The 16415-nt window shown below is 60.0% G+C and carries 14 protein-coding genes; 4 read left to right on the top strand and 10 right to left on the bottom strand.

What is annotated here, in order from left to right:
- Positions 1 to 14: 14 nt before the first annotated feature.
- From ccmB to yajC, 7 genes are read right to left on the bottom strand one after another with little or no spacing between them, the layout of a single operon-like run.
- Positions 15 to 671, bottom strand: a complete 657-nt coding sequence (gene ccmB, locus ACEWPJ_RS05930) for a heme exporter protein CcmB (protein ID WP_416511654.1) — start codon at positions 669 to 671, stop codon at positions 15 to 17.
- A complete protein-coding gene (gene ccmA / locus ACEWPJ_RS05925) occupies positions 668 to 1282 on the bottom strand; it encodes a heme ABC exporter ATP-binding protein CcmA (protein ID WP_416511652.1) in 615 nt (204 codons plus the stop codon). The genes ccmB and ccmA overlap by 4 nt, the downstream gene beginning before the upstream one ends.
- Before the next feature lie 48 nt (positions 1283 to 1330).
- On the bottom strand, positions 1331 to 1684 hold the full coding sequence (locus ACEWPJ_RS05920) for an Mth938-like domain-containing protein (protein ID WP_416511651.1): 354 nt from the start codon (positions 1682 to 1684) through the stop codon (positions 1331 to 1333).
- 8 nt (positions 1685 to 1692) lie between these two features.
- Complete coding sequence (locus ACEWPJ_RS05915; protein WP_416511650.1) at positions 1693 to 2445, bottom strand: TSUP family transporter; 753 nt, start codon at positions 2443 to 2445, stop codon at positions 1693 to 1695.
- Complete coding sequence (gene secF, locus ACEWPJ_RS05910; protein ID WP_416511648.1) at positions 2438 to 3406, bottom strand: protein translocase subunit SecF; 969 nt, start codon at positions 3404 to 3406, stop codon at positions 2438 to 2440. Before secF ends, ACEWPJ_RS05915 begins: the two co-directional genes overlap by 8 nt.
- 3 nt (positions 3407 to 3409) lie before the next feature.
- Positions 3410 to 5074, bottom strand: a complete 1665-nt coding sequence (gene secD, locus ACEWPJ_RS05905) for a protein translocase subunit SecD (RefSeq protein ID WP_416511646.1) — start codon at positions 5072 to 5074, stop codon at positions 3410 to 3412.
- A gap of 26 nt (positions 5075 to 5100) precedes the next feature.
- Positions 5101 to 5382 (bottom strand): preprotein translocase subunit YajC, encoded by a 282-nt coding sequence (gene yajC / locus ACEWPJ_RS05900; protein WP_416513010.1) that lies wholly within the window; start codon positions 5380 to 5382, stop codon positions 5101 to 5103.
- Between the two features lie 179 nt (positions 5383 to 5561).
- Here yajC and serS point away from each other — a divergent pair, with 179 nt between their 5' ends.
- Positions 5562 to 6854, top strand: a complete 1293-nt coding sequence (gene serS, locus ACEWPJ_RS05895; RefSeq protein ID WP_416511645.1) for a serine--tRNA ligase — start codon at positions 5562 to 5564, stop codon at positions 6852 to 6854.
- A gap of 54 nt (positions 6855 to 6908) precedes the next feature.
- Positions 6909 to 7631 carry a hypothetical protein gene (locus tag ACEWPJ_RS05890; protein ID WP_416511644.1) on the top strand — a complete coding sequence of 241 codons (723 nt, stop codon included), beginning with the start codon at positions 6909 to 6911 and terminating at the stop codon, positions 7629 to 7631.
- Between the two features lie 7 nt (positions 7632 to 7638).
- Here ACEWPJ_RS05890 and der read toward each other — a convergent pair whose 3' ends face one another.
- The 3 genes from der to ACEWPJ_RS05875 form a co-directional block, all read right to left on the bottom strand.
- Positions 7639 to 9105: a ribosome biogenesis GTPase Der gene (gene der, locus ACEWPJ_RS05885; RefSeq protein ID WP_416511643.1), complete on the bottom strand. Its 1467-nt coding sequence runs from the start codon at positions 9103 to 9105 to the stop codon at positions 7639 to 7641.
- Between the two features lie 48 nt (positions 9106 to 9153).
- Positions 9154 to 10500 carry a PQQ-binding-like beta-propeller repeat protein gene (locus ACEWPJ_RS05880; RefSeq protein WP_416511641.1) on the bottom strand — a complete coding sequence of 449 codons (1347 nt, stop codon included), beginning with the start codon at positions 10498 to 10500 and terminating at the stop codon, positions 9154 to 9156.
- Positions 10501 to 10573: 73 nt separating this feature from the next.
- Complete coding sequence (locus ACEWPJ_RS05875) at positions 10574 to 11227, bottom strand: hypothetical protein (protein WP_416511639.1); 654 nt, start codon at positions 11225 to 11227, stop codon at positions 10574 to 10576.
- A gap of 222 nt (positions 11228 to 11449) precedes the next feature.
- Here ACEWPJ_RS05875 and ACEWPJ_RS05870 point away from each other — a divergent pair, with 222 nt between their 5' ends.
- Both ACEWPJ_RS05870 and ACEWPJ_RS05865 read left to right on the top strand, forming a co-directional pair.
- Complete coding sequence (locus ACEWPJ_RS05870) at positions 11450 to 12547, top strand: efflux RND transporter periplasmic adaptor subunit (protein WP_416511637.1); 1098 nt, start codon at positions 11450 to 11452, stop codon at positions 12545 to 12547.
- A complete protein-coding gene (locus tag ACEWPJ_RS05865; RefSeq protein WP_416511635.1) occupies positions 12544 to 16413 on the top strand; it encodes an efflux RND transporter permease subunit in 3870 nt (1289 codons plus the stop codon). Before ACEWPJ_RS05870 ends, ACEWPJ_RS05865 begins: the two co-directional genes overlap by 4 nt.
- Positions 16414 to 16415 lie beyond the last annotated feature (2 nt).

Here is a 16415-nt window from a genome sequence, read left to right as displayed (position 1 = left end):
CATAGGCAATCGCATCACCGAAGATTGATGCGGATTGCCGCAGCCGCCGCGAACGGCAGCAGCGCGATGGACCCCGCGGTGATCCCGGCCAGCATCAATAGCGGCGTCGTGGCTGGCAACCCCTCTGCCCCGCGGCGTAGGGCTTCGGCCCCGAAAATTAGGGTCGGGACGTATAGCGGCAGCACCAGAAGCGACAGCAGCAAACCGCCCCGGCGCAGGCCAACGGTCAGCGCCGCCCCGAACGCGCCGATCATCGACAGCGCGGGCGTGCCAATTGCAAGCGTCAGCAGCAGCCAGCCATAACCTCCGGTCGGCAAGTTCAACAAGACCCCCAGCACCGGTGCTGCGAGCGTCAACGGCACGCCTGTCACCAGCCAATGCGTCAGCGCCTTTAGACCGACGACAGCCTCCATCGGGATTGGCGCCGTGGCGAGCAGGTCGAGCGATCCGTCCTCGTAATCCAGCGCGAAGATCCGATCGAGCGTCAATAGGCAAGACAGCAACGCGCCAACCCAAAGGACACCCGGCGCGATGATCGACAGAGTGCCGCTATCGGGGCCAACACCGAACGGCACCAAAACGACAACGATCAGGAAAAACGACAGGCCAAGGCCAAAGCCGCCGCCTGCGCGGGTCGCTTGTTTCAGGTCGCGGATGAGCAGCGCGATCACAGAAACGCCTCATCAAACGCGGGCGTGCCGGAGAAATCGGGCCTGAACTGGCTAAGGTCGAGGGTGTCCGCACCGATATTAAGGTCGATATGCGTCGCGATGACCGCGCTGCCGCCGTTGGCGCAGTGGCGTGCGACGGCCCCTTCAAACAGCCCGACGCTGGCACGATCAAGCGAAACGGTCGGTTCATCCAGCAGCCAGATCGGGCGGTGTGTCACCAAGAGCCGCGCGAGGCCGAGGCGCCGCTTCTGCCCCGCCGACAGGTTCTGCGCCTGCCGTGTGGCAAGGGCAGTCAGATCAAACGCAGCCAGCGCGTCGGCGACCCCGCCGCCGCCATAGATATCGGCCCAGAAGCTCAGGTTTTCGGTAACGGTCAGCGTGGGTTTCAACCCGTCCGCGTGGCCTGCATAGGCCATCTGATCGGTCGCAACAGATACCGAGCCCGCATGGGCAGGCTGCAACCCGGCAAGCGTGCGCAGCAGCGTCGTTTTCCCTATCCCGTTTGGCCCGCGCAGAAGCAGCACCTGTCCCGGCTCCAACGTGAAATCGACGCCCTCCAGAATGGAGACGCCGCCACGGGAACACGCCAAGGATTGCACGGTCAGGGTCATCGGACCCGGCTTAGCCTATCTTTCCAGCCGCGAAAAGCTGCAATGGTGTCAGACGGGTATCAGGGCAAGGCCCACCCTGCGCCCTTCGGACAGCAGGATATTGTAGGTGCGGCACGCGGCGGGACTGGCCATGATTTCGACGCCGATCCCCGCGTTTTCCAGCGCCTCACGGAATTCGGCGGGGATATGCGCGATCTCGGCCCCTGTTCCAATGAACAGCACGTCGGTGGCCTCGGCAGCAGCGATCAGGGTCGCCGTATCCTCATATCCGCCCCATCCGGTGATTCCGGTCGGAAGAACGGCGATAGGCCCCTCGTGAACCTCGCCCGCCACGCGGAAAAAGCCGGGGCCGTAACCATCGATTGGCAAGGCGTCGGTATAGGTAATCTCGTTCAAGCGCATGTGCCTAACTAGTCAAACAGCGGCAAGCCGGTCAAGACCGCGACCGCAATGACAGCATAGGCCGCCCAGCGGTAGGTCTTTTCATATCCAGGTCGAAACAGCGCTTGGCCGATCATCGTTGTCACGAAATACGGAACTGCCAAGATCGCCCCGATGACAATCGTGGTGAGGTCGGTCAGTTGGCTGCTGAACAACGTGACAATAATGCCAAGATCGAGGGCGGCAAGAAACAGGATCGTATTCGCGCGAATAATCTGCGCGGTGCGGTCGCTGGCCAGGTAGAACAAGATCACCACCGGCCCGGTCAGGCCCGTCATACCGCCGACCACACCCCCAGTTGCGCCGATTGCAGCCAATCCACTAGGTCGGATACCACCCCTATATCGCCACCCCGTCATCAACGCCGTGAGCGTGATGGCCGAAATGACACCGACGATCCACCGCACGGTCAGTTCGTCAAGATGCGTCATGGCCCAGATACCAAACGGCGCGAGAAGGATCGCGGCCCCGGCCAGCAGCGCAACCTCGCTCCGATGGGCTTGCCCCCATGCGCGAGGCACCAGCGCGCATGTGCTGGCGATACCGGTGGTTGAGATGACGAGGATAACTTCGGCTGGTGGTAGGAACTGTCCGGCGACGGGCACAAAAATCAGCGCGCTCCCGAACCCGGTAAACCCGCGCACAATGCCGGCGGTTGAAATCGCAAGTATCAGCCAGCCCAGCCCCGGAGTGGCCAGGGCCGCGCTGAGGAAATCAGGCATCTACGTTTGAGAATTGCGTGCCCGCGTTCCCGTCAGGCTTTGACCAATCCCGCTTCACGCCAAGGTAAAGCAACATCGCAGAGGCCACGAAGATCGACGAATACGTCCCGACGATCACACCCCAGATCATCGCGAAAACGAAACCGCGGATCACGTCGCCGCCCAGAACGAACAAGGAGATAAGCGCGAGCAGCGTCGTCACGGATGTCATCATCGTTCGGCTGAGCGTTTCGTTGATCGACAGGTTCAGGACCTCTTTCAGATCCTTCTTCTTATATTTGCGCAGATTCTCCCGCACCCGGTCAAAGACGACCACGGTGTCGTTCAGCGAATAGCCAACAATCGTCAGAAGCGCCGCGATGATGGCGAGGTCGAATTTGATCTGCACCTCGGAAAACACACCGATGGTCAGGATAACGTCATGGATCAACGCCGCAACTGCGCCAAGTGCGAACTGCCATTCAAACCGCAGCCAGATGTACACAAGCACCGCCCCAATGGCGAGCAGGACCGCGATAACCGCTGTTTGGATCAATTCGCCCGACACTTTCGGCCCAACAGATTCGACGGAGACGAACTCAACATCCGACGCGACGGCCTGAAGAGCCACACGGACGCTTTCAACAACCGCCGCCGTCACGCTTTCTTCGCCGTCCTGCGCCTGAATGCGGATCATCGCGACGTTCTGGTCAGCGCCGAAAGACGGATCGAACACCTCAGTGATCGAAACATCGCCTAATTCCAGCGGTTCGATGGCGGACCGGTAGGCTGCAACGTCGACCTCCTGCGCGCTTTGCGTGCGGATCGTGGTCCCGCCGCGAAAATCGATGCCGTAGTTCAGCCCTTGTAACAGGAACGATACAAACGCGACGACCATCAACACTGCCGAAATACCAAGCGTCAGCTTGGCACGGCCAAAGAAATCCCAATTGGTTTCGGAGGGGACGAGTTTAAGTCGCATCTATCACACCTCGATTGTCTTGGGACGTTTACGTTCAAACCAGATCACGATCATGATGCGGGTCACAAAGATCGCCGTGAACACCGATGTCAGGATGCCAAGCCCAAGCGTGATGGCAAAGCCGCGCACCGGGCCGGAGCCCATGGCAAACAGGATCACAGCGGTAATAAACGTCGTGATGTTGGCGTCAAGAATGGCGGACAGTGCCTTTTCATAGCCGAGCGAAATCGCTCGCGATGGGCCTTTCGCGGTTTTCAGTTCTTCGCGGATACGTTCAAAAATCAGCACGTTCGCATCGACCGCCATACCGATGGTCAGCACAATCCCCGCAATGCCCGGCAGGGTCAGCGTCGCGCCAATCGCGCTAAGCAATCCGAAGATCAGCCCGACATTGATCAGCAGCGCGATGTCCGCGAACAGCCCGAACAGGCCATAGCTCAGCACCATGAATACCAAAACGGCAGCAAAGGCGACGATACAGGCGAGCTTGCCCGCGTCGATACTGTCTTGCCCAAGCTCCGGCCCGATTGTGCGTTCTTCGAGAATGTCGAGGCCCGCAGGCAACGCCCCCGCCCTCAGCAACACGGCAAGCTCGGTTGATTCCTCAACCGAGAATTGCCCGGTGATGATGCCGGACCCGCCCGGAATATGGCTTTGGATCGTAGGGGCAGAGATAACTTCTTCATCAAGAACAATCGCAAATGGAGAGCCGATGTTCTCAGCCGTATAGTCGCCAAACTTGCGCGCACCGGATGGGTTGAAGCGGAAACTAACAGCCGGGCGGTTGTTCTGGTCAAAGGACGGCTGCGCGTCGGTCAACTCCTCACCCGTCACAACGGCGGCGCGTTCGACGATGTAGAAAAGCCCTTCATCCTCCACTGACGGTAGCAGTTCATTTCCGATCCCCGGCGACGCGTCTGCGTCCCGCGTCGGCGCACCGACAACGGGTTTGAACTCTAGTTTCGCCGGAACGTCGAGAATTGCCTTCAACTCTGCCGCAGAACCAAGACCCGGCACCTGAACCAGAATACGATCCGATCCTTGCCGCTGAATCGTCGGTTCGCGCGTGCCAACCTCGTCCACCCGACGGCGGATAATCTCAAGCGATTGCTGCATGGTGCGATCATCGGTTGCCGCGCGTTCCTGTTCGGACAGCCTGACGGTCAGAATGTCGCCCTGCCCCGTGACTTCGATATCGCTGGCACCGACGCCGGACAGGGTCACAACGGGTTGCGCCAAGCTGCGCACGACTTCCAGCGCGCGGGTCATCCCCTCGGGCTGCGAAATACGGATGCGAAGTTCGTCGTCCGGCCCGTCCTGCAAGCGGATGGTGCCCACGGTTGCCCGTTCTTCGCGCAGCAGGTCACGGATCGGTGCCCACATCCCTTCGATCCGGGTTTTGTAAACTTCCTCTACCCGCACTTCGGTCAGCAGATGCGCACCGCCGCGAAGGTCAAGCCCGAGGTTCACCAGAGAGGACGGCATCCAATCCGGCCACGCGCTTTGGTCGGCCAGAAGCTCCGGCGTTTCGCCCGAGATTTCAATAGCTTTCACGGCGTCGTTATGTAATTCGACACGGGGATAAAAGGCGTTGGGCAAAGCCATGAACAGGCCAAGCGCACAAAGCGCCCAGATCACGACCCGCTTCCAAAGGGGGATGTGCAGCATGTGTTCTGCCCGATCTAAAGTGTTTGTTAAGCCGCGGGCTCAGTCTTGTTCAGCACTTGCGCGACGGTCGATTGAATGACCCGCACTTTGACGCCGCTGGCGATTTCGACTTCGATCTCGTTATCGCCTTCCTTGACCTTAGTGACCTTGCCGATCAGCCCGCCTTGCGTGACCACTTGATCGCCTCGGCGCAGGGCCGCAACCATCGCCTGATGCTCTTTCACCTTTTTCTGCTGCGGACGGATCAACAGCAAATACATGATCGCGAAGATCAGTATGAGAGGAATAAACTGGCCCAAGGCTTCCATGGCGTCACTTTCATTCATGCTTCGGGGTCATGGCCCCGGCGTTTCCAGACTGGCGCGCACCCTATATGTGGCCCTTTTGCTTGGCAAGGCGACTAAGGGCACATTTCCCGGTTCAATTGCGCAACGTCTTGGGGCATATGGGGGCTGCAAAACAAACATCAATCCAAAGGATCGGACCTATGCACGACATCCGCGCAATCCGCGAAAACCCAGAGAGCTTTGACGCCGGTATGGCACGTCGCGGGCTTTCGGGCGTGTCTGCTGAGGTTCTGGCGATTGACGAAGCCCGGCGGGCCAAGATCACGGCCTCGGAAGCGGCGCAGGCGGAGCGGAACGCCGCCTCGAAAGAAGTCGGGGCCGCAAAGGCCAAGGGCGACGAGGCCGAATTCGAACGCCTTCGTGCACTTGTCGCTGAAAAAAAAGAAGAAATTGCCCGGCTGGAAGATGAAGCCAAGGCCGAGGACGCCCGGTTGCGCGATCTGCTGATGGCTCTGCCGAACATCCCATTTGATGACGTCCCGGACGGTGCAGACGAAGACGACAACGTCGAGATTCGCCGCTGGGGCACGCCGCGTGTGTTCAATTTTGACCCGAAAGAACATTACGAGCTTGCTGCCGTGCAAGACGGGCTAGACTTTGAGGTTGCCGCCAAACTCTCCGGCTCGCGATTTGTCGTGATGTCGGGGGCCGTTGCGCGGGTTCACCGGGCCTTGGCGCAGTTCATGCTGAACACGCATATCGAGGAACACGGGCTGACGGAAACCTGGACCCCGGTGCTGGTGCGCGAAGAAATGATGTATGGCACCGGCCAACTGCCGAAATTCGGCGAAGACAGCTACAAGACCACGGATGGTTGGTGGCTGATCCCGACGGCTGAGGTCACGCTGACCAACCTCGTGAACGGTGCGGTGGTTGAAGAAGGCTACCTGCCCCGCCGCTATGTCGCGCACACGCAGTGTTTCCGGTCCGAGGCTGGCAGCGCCGGGCGCGACACATCCGGTATGCTGCGCCAGCACCAGTTCGAAAAGGTCGAAATGGTCTCGATCGTCCACCCCGACCTGTCGGGTGAGGAACACGACCGCATGACCCGCTGCGCCGAAGCGATTCTCGAAAAGCTGGGCTTGCCCTACCGGACCGTCGTGCTCTGCACCGGCGATCTGGGCGCCGGGATGCGCAAGACCCATGACATTGAGGTTTGGCTGCCCGGTCAGAACACCTATCGTGAAATCAGCTCTGTCTCGACCGCTGGCGACTATCAGGCGCGGCGGATGAACGCGCGGTTCAAGCCTGCGGATGGCGGTAAGCCTGAGTTTTTGCACACGCTCAACGGCTCTGGCCTTGCGGTGGGTCGTGCCTTGATCGCGGTTCTGGAAAACGGTCAGCAAGAGGATGGCTCGGTCACTTTGCCTGAGGTTCTGCATCCTTATCTGGGTGGTAAAACGCATGTGGCAGCGGACGGAACTCTGGCCTGATTTTAGGTTACAACCGAAATTGAACCAAACGCTGTCATTGGACGTTCTACTGACATGACCCCACTCAAAGCCTTGCTGACCTTTGTCGCGGCGCTGGCCTTTGCGCTGGCGCCGGTATTCCTTTCCCCCGGCTTTGACGGATTCGACCCGCAACGCTATCCCGTCCCGCAAGTGAACCCGCCGATCCAACCGGCCGGATATGCGTTTGCGATCTGGGGGCCGATCTATCTTTGGCTGCTGTTGATGGCGGGGGTCGGACTTTTCTCTCGCACAAGAGATGGTCGATGGGACCAGACCCGTTTGCCTTTGATCGTCAGCCTTGGCGTTGGGGCGACGTGGCTGTCGGTCGCGAAGGTCAGCCCGGCCTGGGCGACGATCCTGATCTGGGTCATGTTGATCGCCGCACTGGATGCCCTGTTTCGCACGCCAAGGAAAGACCGCTGGGCCCTACAGGCCCCCATCGCGATTTACGCCGGGTGGCTGTCGGCGGCCAGTTTCGTTTCGCTTGCCTTGCTTGGCGCAGGTTACGGGGTCGGAACGGACATGGTTGGCTGGGCGTGGATCGGGTTGATCGCGGCGACGATATTCGCAAGCTTCATCCAGCTACGCCTGCGTCGCGCGCCGGAATACGGGGCGGCAGTGGTATGGGCGTTCGTTGCCGTAGCGGTCCAGAACGCGTCGGCGAATACGCCGATCGCAATCGGTGCGCTGGCGGCCGCGTCGTGGATCGCGACGCTTGTTTACAGCACGGCGCGCAATCGACAGATGGTCTATTAAGCCGCAGCTATTTCGACAGCGGTTTTTTCCCAGTGTGCTTGCGCAAACGCGACGGCGTCGACTTTTTCTTGTCCTTGTAAGGGTTCTTATCCGACTGGCTGCGCATCCACAGGCGGATCGGCGTGCCCGGCATGTCAAAGTCGTCGCGTAACCCGTTGACAAGGTAGCGAGAATAGCTTTCCGGCAGCTTTTCCGGCATGGAACACATCACGACAAAACCCGGCGGGCGGGTCTTGGCTTGGGTCATGTAACGCAGCTTGATCCTTCGGCCTGCGGGCGCGGGGGGGGGATGCGCCTCAACCATACCAGTCAACCAACGGTTCAGTTGGGCGGTCGACACCCGTCGGTTCCAAATGTCATGCGCCCGCAAGACGGCATCGCGAAGGCGATCCATGCCGCGTCCGGTCTTGGCGGAAATCGTAATGAGGGGTGCGCCGCGAAGCTGCGGCAGAAGCCGCGTGAAGGACTCCTTCAAATCACGCAGTTTTTCCTGCTTCTCGCCCTCAATGTCCCATTTGTTGACGGCAACGACGACGGCGCGCCCTTCCCGTTCGGCGAGGTCGGCAATACGCAGGTCTTGTTGTTCAAACGGAATGGCCGCATCGAGCAAAACGACAACCACTTCGGCAAACTTCACCGCCCGCAGCCCGTCAGAGACGGAGAGTTTTTCAAGCTTGTCCTGAACCTTCGCCTTTTTGCGCATTCCGGCGGTGTCGAACATGCGGACCGGCGTTCCGGCCCAGTCGAAGGTCAGAGAAATCGCATCACGGGTGATCCCGGCCTCGGGCCCGGTCAGCAGTCGCTCTTCGCCTATCAATTGGTTGATAAGTGTGGATTTTCCGGCATTCGGACGGCCGACAACTGCAATTTGCAGCGGCTTTCCATCATTAAAATCACGCGAGCGTCCGGAGAAGTCTTCCTCATCATCGGACACGTCGACATCGACCTCGGGCATCACCGCTTCGGCCCGTTCGGCAAAGCTGTCGGCGAGCGGCATCAGCATCGCATAAAGGTCTTCGAACCCCTCGCCATGTTCGCCGGACAAGCGGAGCGGTTCGCCAAGACCAAGCGAATAGGCTTCAAGAAACCCTTCCTCGCCAGTTTTACCTTCGGCCTTGTTCGCGGCGAGGATGACATGGGCGTTTTTCTTGCGCAGGATTTCGGCAAACATCTGATCAGTGGCCAGAACGCCCGCGCGGGCGTCGATCATGAACAGACAGACATCGGCCATTTCAACCGCGCGTTCGGTCAGTCGCCGCATTCTGCCTTGCAGGGAATCATCGGTCGCGTCCTCAAGTCCCGCCGTGTCGATCACGGTGAAACGCAGATCGCCCAGTCGCGCCTCACCCTCGCGCAGGTCGCGGGTGACGCCGGGTTGGTCATCAACCAACGCCAAGCGCTTCCCGACAAGGCGGTTAAACAGCGTGGATTTCCCCACATTCGGGCGGCCAACGATGGCCAGCGTAAAGCTCATGTCACGGCTCCAAAACGGATCAAGCCGCCCCGATACAGCAAATTTGGATCAGCGGAAAGCGTGGAGTTTTCCATTGGACGAAACGATATAAAGCGTTCCGTTCACAACCGCCGGGTTGGTGGTTGCCCCCCCCGAAATCGCGACCGACGACAGCAGGCTGCCATCCGTCGGGCTGTAAGAGCGGATTTGACCGTCACTCGATGCAACGATCAGACGCCCACCGGCAAGGATCGGACCGTAATGTGCAAAGACCCCTTTGCGGCGGCGCAGACGTTCCTTTTCGAAATAGGGCAGATCAACACCCCAGATCCGTTCTCCGGTTTCTGCGTCAAGCCGCAACAGCTCTGCCTGATCGGAGACAAGGAAAACAGACCCACCAGCGGGCCATACGGGGCTAAGCGCGCCTTCGGTCGCGGTCCAGATACGATCCCCGCTGCGGGTATTCAGGGCCGCAAGACGACCGGAGGAGCTGCCAGCATAGACGACATCCCCATCCACGACCGGATCGCCCGTTACGTCAGTCACCGCAGCATAGGCGCGGCCACGGCGCTGTCCGGCAAGGCTCGCCGCCCAAAGGCGCACACCGCCGCGCGGGAAGCTCGCCACCATATCGCCAGAGCCGAACGGGAAAATCGCGATCTTATCTGTGACGGCGGGGCCAGCCCCACCAACCATGACGGATTCGCTTGGGACGCCCGGCAGTTCCCACTGCACGCGACCCTCTTCGATATCGACGGCCCATGCGCGGCCATCGCGGGACACCACGTAGACCAGATCGCCAACGACGGTCGGCGCGCCCGTTGTCGGGGCATCAACCCGCTGGGTCCAGCGAATGCCCCCCGTCGCAACGTCAATCGCGCTCAGCGTGCCGAAACCGGTCGTCGCATAAAGGGTGTTGCCGGACACAGCCAAGCCACCGCCGGTCGCGTCTTCGTTCCGGTCAAAGCCGGGGGTCAGATCAGCGGTCCACAGTCGCGCGCCTTGGGTCGAGAAGGCAGAAACCTGCGATCGCGCATCCATCGCGAAGACACGGTTGTCCGAAATGACCGGATCAGCGGTGATGCGGTGCTTGCGCCCGTCACCAGCGCCGATGTCCGCAGACCAAACCGGGGTCAAATTCGCGCCAAGCGCGGGGTGAGTGATCCGGTGCGTCGGGTTGCCATAGCGATGTGTCCACGCGCCGTGGTTCACCTGACCGGGCAGATTGATCGCAACAGCGCGGTTTACCTCGCCCTCTTCCGCCGCCTCGGCGTTGGCGTCCAGCGGATCAGCGCCCGAAATAACGGCCGGATTCCGAAGGTCGAGCCGTTCGCCCGGCAAGATCACTTCTCTTTCGCCGCACGATGCCAGAACGGCGATCGCTGCCAGAAACCCTACGGATTGGATCAGCTTCACTGCGTTCGTCCCCTCGTTCTTATGTCACGGTGCCGATACTGCTGGCACCCGTCTTAAACAATTCACCCGGCGATCAACCCGCTTCGGGCTCGCCCCCAAGCGCCACAATCAACTGAGAAACACGGTTTCGCAAGCCTGCTGTCACCTCTGTATCGACAAGGATCGATTGAAGGCGGGTGATCGCCGCCTCTGCATCGCCGCCTTCAAGGTCCAATAGGGCGAGCTGTTCTTCGGCCAACAGGCGGAAAGGCGCACCCGGCGCGGCGATACCTTCAAGCGCTGCGCGGCGATCTTCGACCGACGCGCTATCTGCCTGAACGATCACGCGTTTCAGGACCGCGAGATCGCGATAAACCTGCGGCAGACCCGAGTCGGTGACGATTTGGTCAAGCGCAGCTACAGCGGCTGCCGGGTCGTCTGCGTTCTGGGCCTCCGCCGCTTGCACCAATCCCAGAACGGCGGATGCGTCGCCTTCGACCTCCAGTTCAGAGAGCGCTTCGGCGCGGGCTTCGCTTTCGTCCGCAGACAGCGCTGTAATCAGGCTGTCACCAACCGCCTGCGCGGCTGCAATATCACGCGCCTTCCGCCATTCATTATACGCAGCACCCCCGACCAGAAGCACCACAAGCAGAATTGCGATCCAGCCGTAACGGCGCATGAGACGGAACAAACGGTCGCGACGAACTTCTTCGCTGACCTCTTCGATAAAACTTTCAGTGTCGCTCACAAATGCCTCCGAAACGGGCGGAATAACCAATTACCGCCCTCTTACTCCGAGATGATGCAGTTTGCAAAGGGTCGCAAGCTCTTGATTGATTATGGGTGGAGCGCTTATCTTCTGATAAATCTAAACTGGATAGTTCAGCGTATCTATTGTATTGGACGCCCGGGTTTAATGGCCCCGTTTTTTCCAGACTGAGTCGAGCGCGCATAGGCGCCGAGAGGTTTAATGCGATTATTATCAATCCTGACCGCTGTGCTGGTCGCCGGTTTTTTGTATTTCCTCGTGCTTGAGCGCGACACTCTGCTTGGGTTTGCGTCGGGGGATGAAGATGTCGCCACCGAAGAAACAGCGCCCGAGGAAGCGCCGGAGGAGCCGCTGGTGTCGGTCGTGGCGCAGCGGTCGCTTGCCCAATCGGTCGATAGCGCCGTGATCCTGCGCGGCCAGACTGAAGCCGCGCGGCAGGTTGAGGTTAAGTCCGAAACGTCTGGCTTGGTCGTATCAGAACCGCTCCGCAAAGGGGCGGAGATTGAGGCGGGCGAGTTACTTTGCAAACTTGATCCCGGAACACGGCCCGCCGCCTTGGCCGAAGCGAAGGCCCGTTTGGCCGAGGCTGAAATCAATGCCCGCGCCGCCGAACGCCTGTCAGACGACGGATTCGCATCGGAAACCCGCGTCGTGTCCGCCCGCGCTGCGCTGCAAACCGCCCAAGCCGCGGTAGAAGCGGCTGAGAAAGAGATTGAGCGACTGGAAATCAGGGCGCCTTTCGCCGGTCTACTCGAATCCGACACGGCAGAGCTGGGATCGCTGATGCAGCCGGGATCGCCTTGCGCGACCGTCATTCAGCTTAATCCGATCAAGCTGGTCGGGTTCGTGCCGGAAACCGAAGTCGGGCGCATCACCCTCGGCGCGATGGCCCAGGCGCGGCTCGCGACGGGGCAGAATGTCGTCGGTCAAGTGACGTTCCTGTCCCGCTCCGCCGATCCGCTGACCCGCACATTCCGCCTTGAAATCGAAGTGGATAACGAGGCCGAGGCCATCCGTGACGGTCAAACCGTTGAAATCGTCGTGGCCGCCGAAGGTAACTCCGCCCACCTACTTCCACAATCGTCGATGACGCTGGACGATAACGGGCGCTTGGGCGTTCGGCTGGTGGGTGAGGAAGACAAGGCCGAATTCGCCCCCGTCACCCTGCTGCGCGACACGACCGAAGGCGTCTGGCTTGCCGGACTGCCGACCGAAGTTGCGGTAATTATCGCCGGTCAGGAATTCGTGACCGATGGGGTTAAGATGGACGTCACCTACAAAAACGAGGCGACCAAATGACAGGTCTCGTCGATTGGGCCGCCTCACGGGCGCGCATGGTGATCGCCTTTATCCTGCTGTCTTTGACGGCAGGTGCGCTGGCGTATTCCGTGCTCCCGAAAGAGGGCGAGCCTGATATCGAGATCCCGGCGCTGTTCATTTCCGTCCCCTTCCCAGGCATTTCGGCGGAGGATTCAGAAAAACTGCTGCTGAAACCGATGGAGACAGAGCTTTCAGACCTCGACGGCCTGAAATCCATGTCCGGCACCGCAGCCGAAAACTACGCGGGCATTGCGCTTGAGTTTGAGTTCGGCTGGGACAAGGGCCAGATCATCGCGGATGTGCGCGACAAGATGGGAACGGTCGAAGCGGAATTTCCTGATGGCGCGGAAACCTACTCGATCAACGAAATCAACTTCTCCGAATTTCCAATTGTCATCGTGAACCTGACCGGCGCCGTGCCCGAACGCACGCTTTTGCGCGTCGCCAAGGATTTGCAAGACCGTCTGGAGGGGCTGGAACCGGTGCTTGAGGCGACCCTTGCCGGCCACCGGGACGAAATGCTTGAAGTCGTGATCGACCCGCTGAGGCTGGAAGCCTACAACGTCACAGCGGCGGAATTGATCGGCGTTGTGCGCAACAACAACCAGCTTATCGCGGCGGGTGAAATTGAAACACCGACAGGTGCGTTCTCGGTCAAAATTCCGTCGTCGTTCGATGAGCCACAGGACGTGTTCAACTTGCCCGTCAAGACGAATGGCGACCGTGTCGTAACGCTTGGCGATCTGGCCGATATTCGGCTGACCTTTGAAGACCGATCGGGAACCGCGCGCTTTAACGGGGAAAACACCGTCGCGCTTCAGATCGTGAAGCGCAAGGGTTTCAACATCATCGACACCACGGCGCTGGTCCGGGAAGAGGTTGAGGCCGAACAGGCCACGTGGCCGTCGGATTTGCGCGAGGCGATTGCCGTTGGCACGTCGAACGACCAATCCGTGACCGTTGGCAGCATGGTCAGCCAGCTTGAAGGGTCGGTCCTGACTGCCATCGCGCTGGTGATGATCGTGGTTCTCGGCGCGCTTGGCGTACGCTCGGCCTTGCTGGTCGGTTTCGCGATTCCGACGTCGTTCCTGCTGTGTTTCGTGCTGCTCGCGCTTATGGGCATCACCGTGTCGAACATCGTTATGTTCGGGCTGATCCTTGCGGTCGGGATGCTTGTTGACGGCGCAATTGTTGTCGTCGAATACGCGGACAGGCGGATCAGCGAAGGCTCCGGCCCCATGCACGCCTATGTTGAGGCGGCGAAGCGGATGTTCTGGCCGATTGTGTCTTCGACCGCGACGACGTTGTGTGCTTTCCTTCCGATGCTGTTCTGGCCCGGTGTTCCCGGCCAGTTCATGGGCATGTTGCCCGTTACGCTGATCTTTGTTTTGTCGGCGTCGCTGGTCGTCGCGTTAATCTATCTGCCCGTCATGGGCGGTGTGTTTGGCCGAGTCTCCCGCCTGTTTGGCAACACCTCGGACAGCCTGAAAGGGCTGCCGTGGCTGGTGCGCGCCGCGATGGTGCCGCCGTCACTGTTCCTGATCTTCATCGGCATCATGCAGTTGCTGAACACTGGTTATCTGTTTGGCGGAACCTCCCCCCTGCCCCCCGGGGTCAGCCTGCTGCCGGGCGCGATCATCTTGCTGGCCGGTGCCGCGCTGTCATCAATCACGCTGGGTGCCGCGAAGGTTGAGAGGCGTTCGAACCGGATCAAGGCGGGCTACCGCCGCTCGCCCTTTGGAAAATTTATCCACTTCATCGCGGGCAATCCAATCATGCCGGTTGTCTCAATCGGGGCTGTCGTTTTATTCGTCGTCACAACATTCAACGTGTATTCCGCCAACAACCAAGGGGTCGATTTCTTCGTCGATAGTGAACCGGAGCAGGCAATCGTCTTTGTCCGCCAACGCGGCAACCTGTCGCTTGAGGAAATGGACGCCGCCGTGAAGGCTGTCGAAGACGTCGTGCTGTCAACCGAAGGCGTCGACAGCGCATTTGCCTTTGCGGGTGAAGGTGGGCTGAACGCCAATGACGGTGGCGCAGGATCACCGCGCGACACGATTGGGCGGGTGCAGATTGAACTTGTGCGTTGGGAAGAACGCTCTGACCAGCCCGAACTTGACGGCGACGTCGTGCTCGAAAACCTTGAGCGGCGGCTGGCTGAGTTGCCAGGAATTCAGACCGAAATCCTGAACCTCAGCCGTGGCCCGGCCTCTGGCAAGCCTGTGCATCTGCGCGTGAAGGGCGACGATTGGGATGCGTTGCAAGAAGCGACGGCGACGGTGCGCAACCAATTTAACAGCACGGCTGGCCTTGAGGATATCGAAGACACGCTGCCCCTGCCCGGCATCGACTGGCAGATCGACGTGGATGTTGAAAAAGCCGGACGCTACGGCGCGGATGTTGCGACGGTTGGCGGCATGGTCCAGCTTGTGACGCGGGGGCTTCTGCTCGACACCATGCGTGTCGACAGTTCGGATGAAGAAATCGAAATCCGCGTGCGCCTGCCCGAAGATGACCGCGTTCTCGCGACGCTCGACACGCTGAAGCTGCGGACAGCGGACGGTCTTGTGCCGCTATCGAACTTCATCTCCCGCAAGCCCGTGCGTGAACTGGCGCAGATCGACCGCGACGATCAGGAACGCTATTTTGACATAAAGGCGAACGTCCTTCCAGGGATCGAAATTCTTCAAATGATACCGCTGGATGACGATGGTGAACCGGTCGAGGATGGCAAGCTGGACGTCGGTTTCGGTTATGCGGTGTCCGACGAAGATGTGGCAAACGGCGATCCCTTCAATGTCACGTTGACCCAAGAACGCAACTTCTTGCTCTCGCTTTTCTTGGACCCGATTGTCTATCGCTACAATGTTCCTAACGTCGCACAATCAATCGAGCTCGACGTCGTTCAAGGTCAGATTGATAAAGGCAAGGCGACAGTAAATCTGGTTCCGATGAACGGAAATGAACGGATCGCCCAACTGACCAAATGGCTGGAAACCGAAGAACCCCTGCCCGCTGGCATCAGTTGGGAATGGACCGGGGATCAGGAAGATCAGGCCGAATCCGGTGCCTTCCTCATGCAGGCTTTTGCGGGTGCACTTGGTCTGATGTTCATCATCCTGCTGGCGCAGTTCAACAGCTTCTACAACTCCGTTCTGGTGCTGCTTGCAGTGGTTCTTTCTACCACCGGGGTGCTGATCGGGATGCTCGTCTGGAACCAACCGTTTTCGATCATCATGACCGGCACGGGGATCGTCGCCCTCGCCGGGATCGTCGTGAACAACAATATCGTGCTGATCGACACCTATCAGGAATACAGCCGCTACATGCCGCGGATTGAGGCGATAACCCGCACCGCGCAGGCGCGTATCCGGCCAGTTCTGTTGACGACGATCACAACGATGGCGGGCCTTGCGCCGATGATGTTCGGACTGTCGCTCGACTTTATCAACGGGGGTTACTCCATCGACAGCCCGACCGCGCTATGGTGGAAGCAGCTTGCGACCGCCGTTGTCTTTGGCCTTGGGATCGCGACGGTGCTGACTCTGATCTTCACGCCATCCATGCTGGCCTTGCGCGTCTGGGTCACGACCTACGCGCAGTGGATCGGGCAACTGCTGGCGAAACTATCGATGGGTCGCAGCAGCCAAGCGGCCCGCGATTGGGCGCTTCGGAAAGCCGCGTCGCGGATCAACACGCCAGAGCTTTTGTGGGATGTCGATGCGGTTGAACAGCGCCCGGTCGTCCGTGCCACGCAGCCTGACCCGAAAGACCAAGACCCCGAGGATCAAGGCGACGATCCCGCGGTCAAGGAAGCGGCACGGATCAAAGCGGCGGAGTAGAC

The sequence above is a fragment of the Aliiroseovarius sp. YM-037 genome (assembly GCF_048060095.1).
GTDB lineage: Bacteria > Pseudomonadota > Alphaproteobacteria > Rhodobacterales > Rhodobacteraceae > JBLUOA01.
The sequence above is the reverse complement of the archived record's forward strand: the minus strand, read 5'-3'. Positions and strand labels throughout refer to the sequence as shown.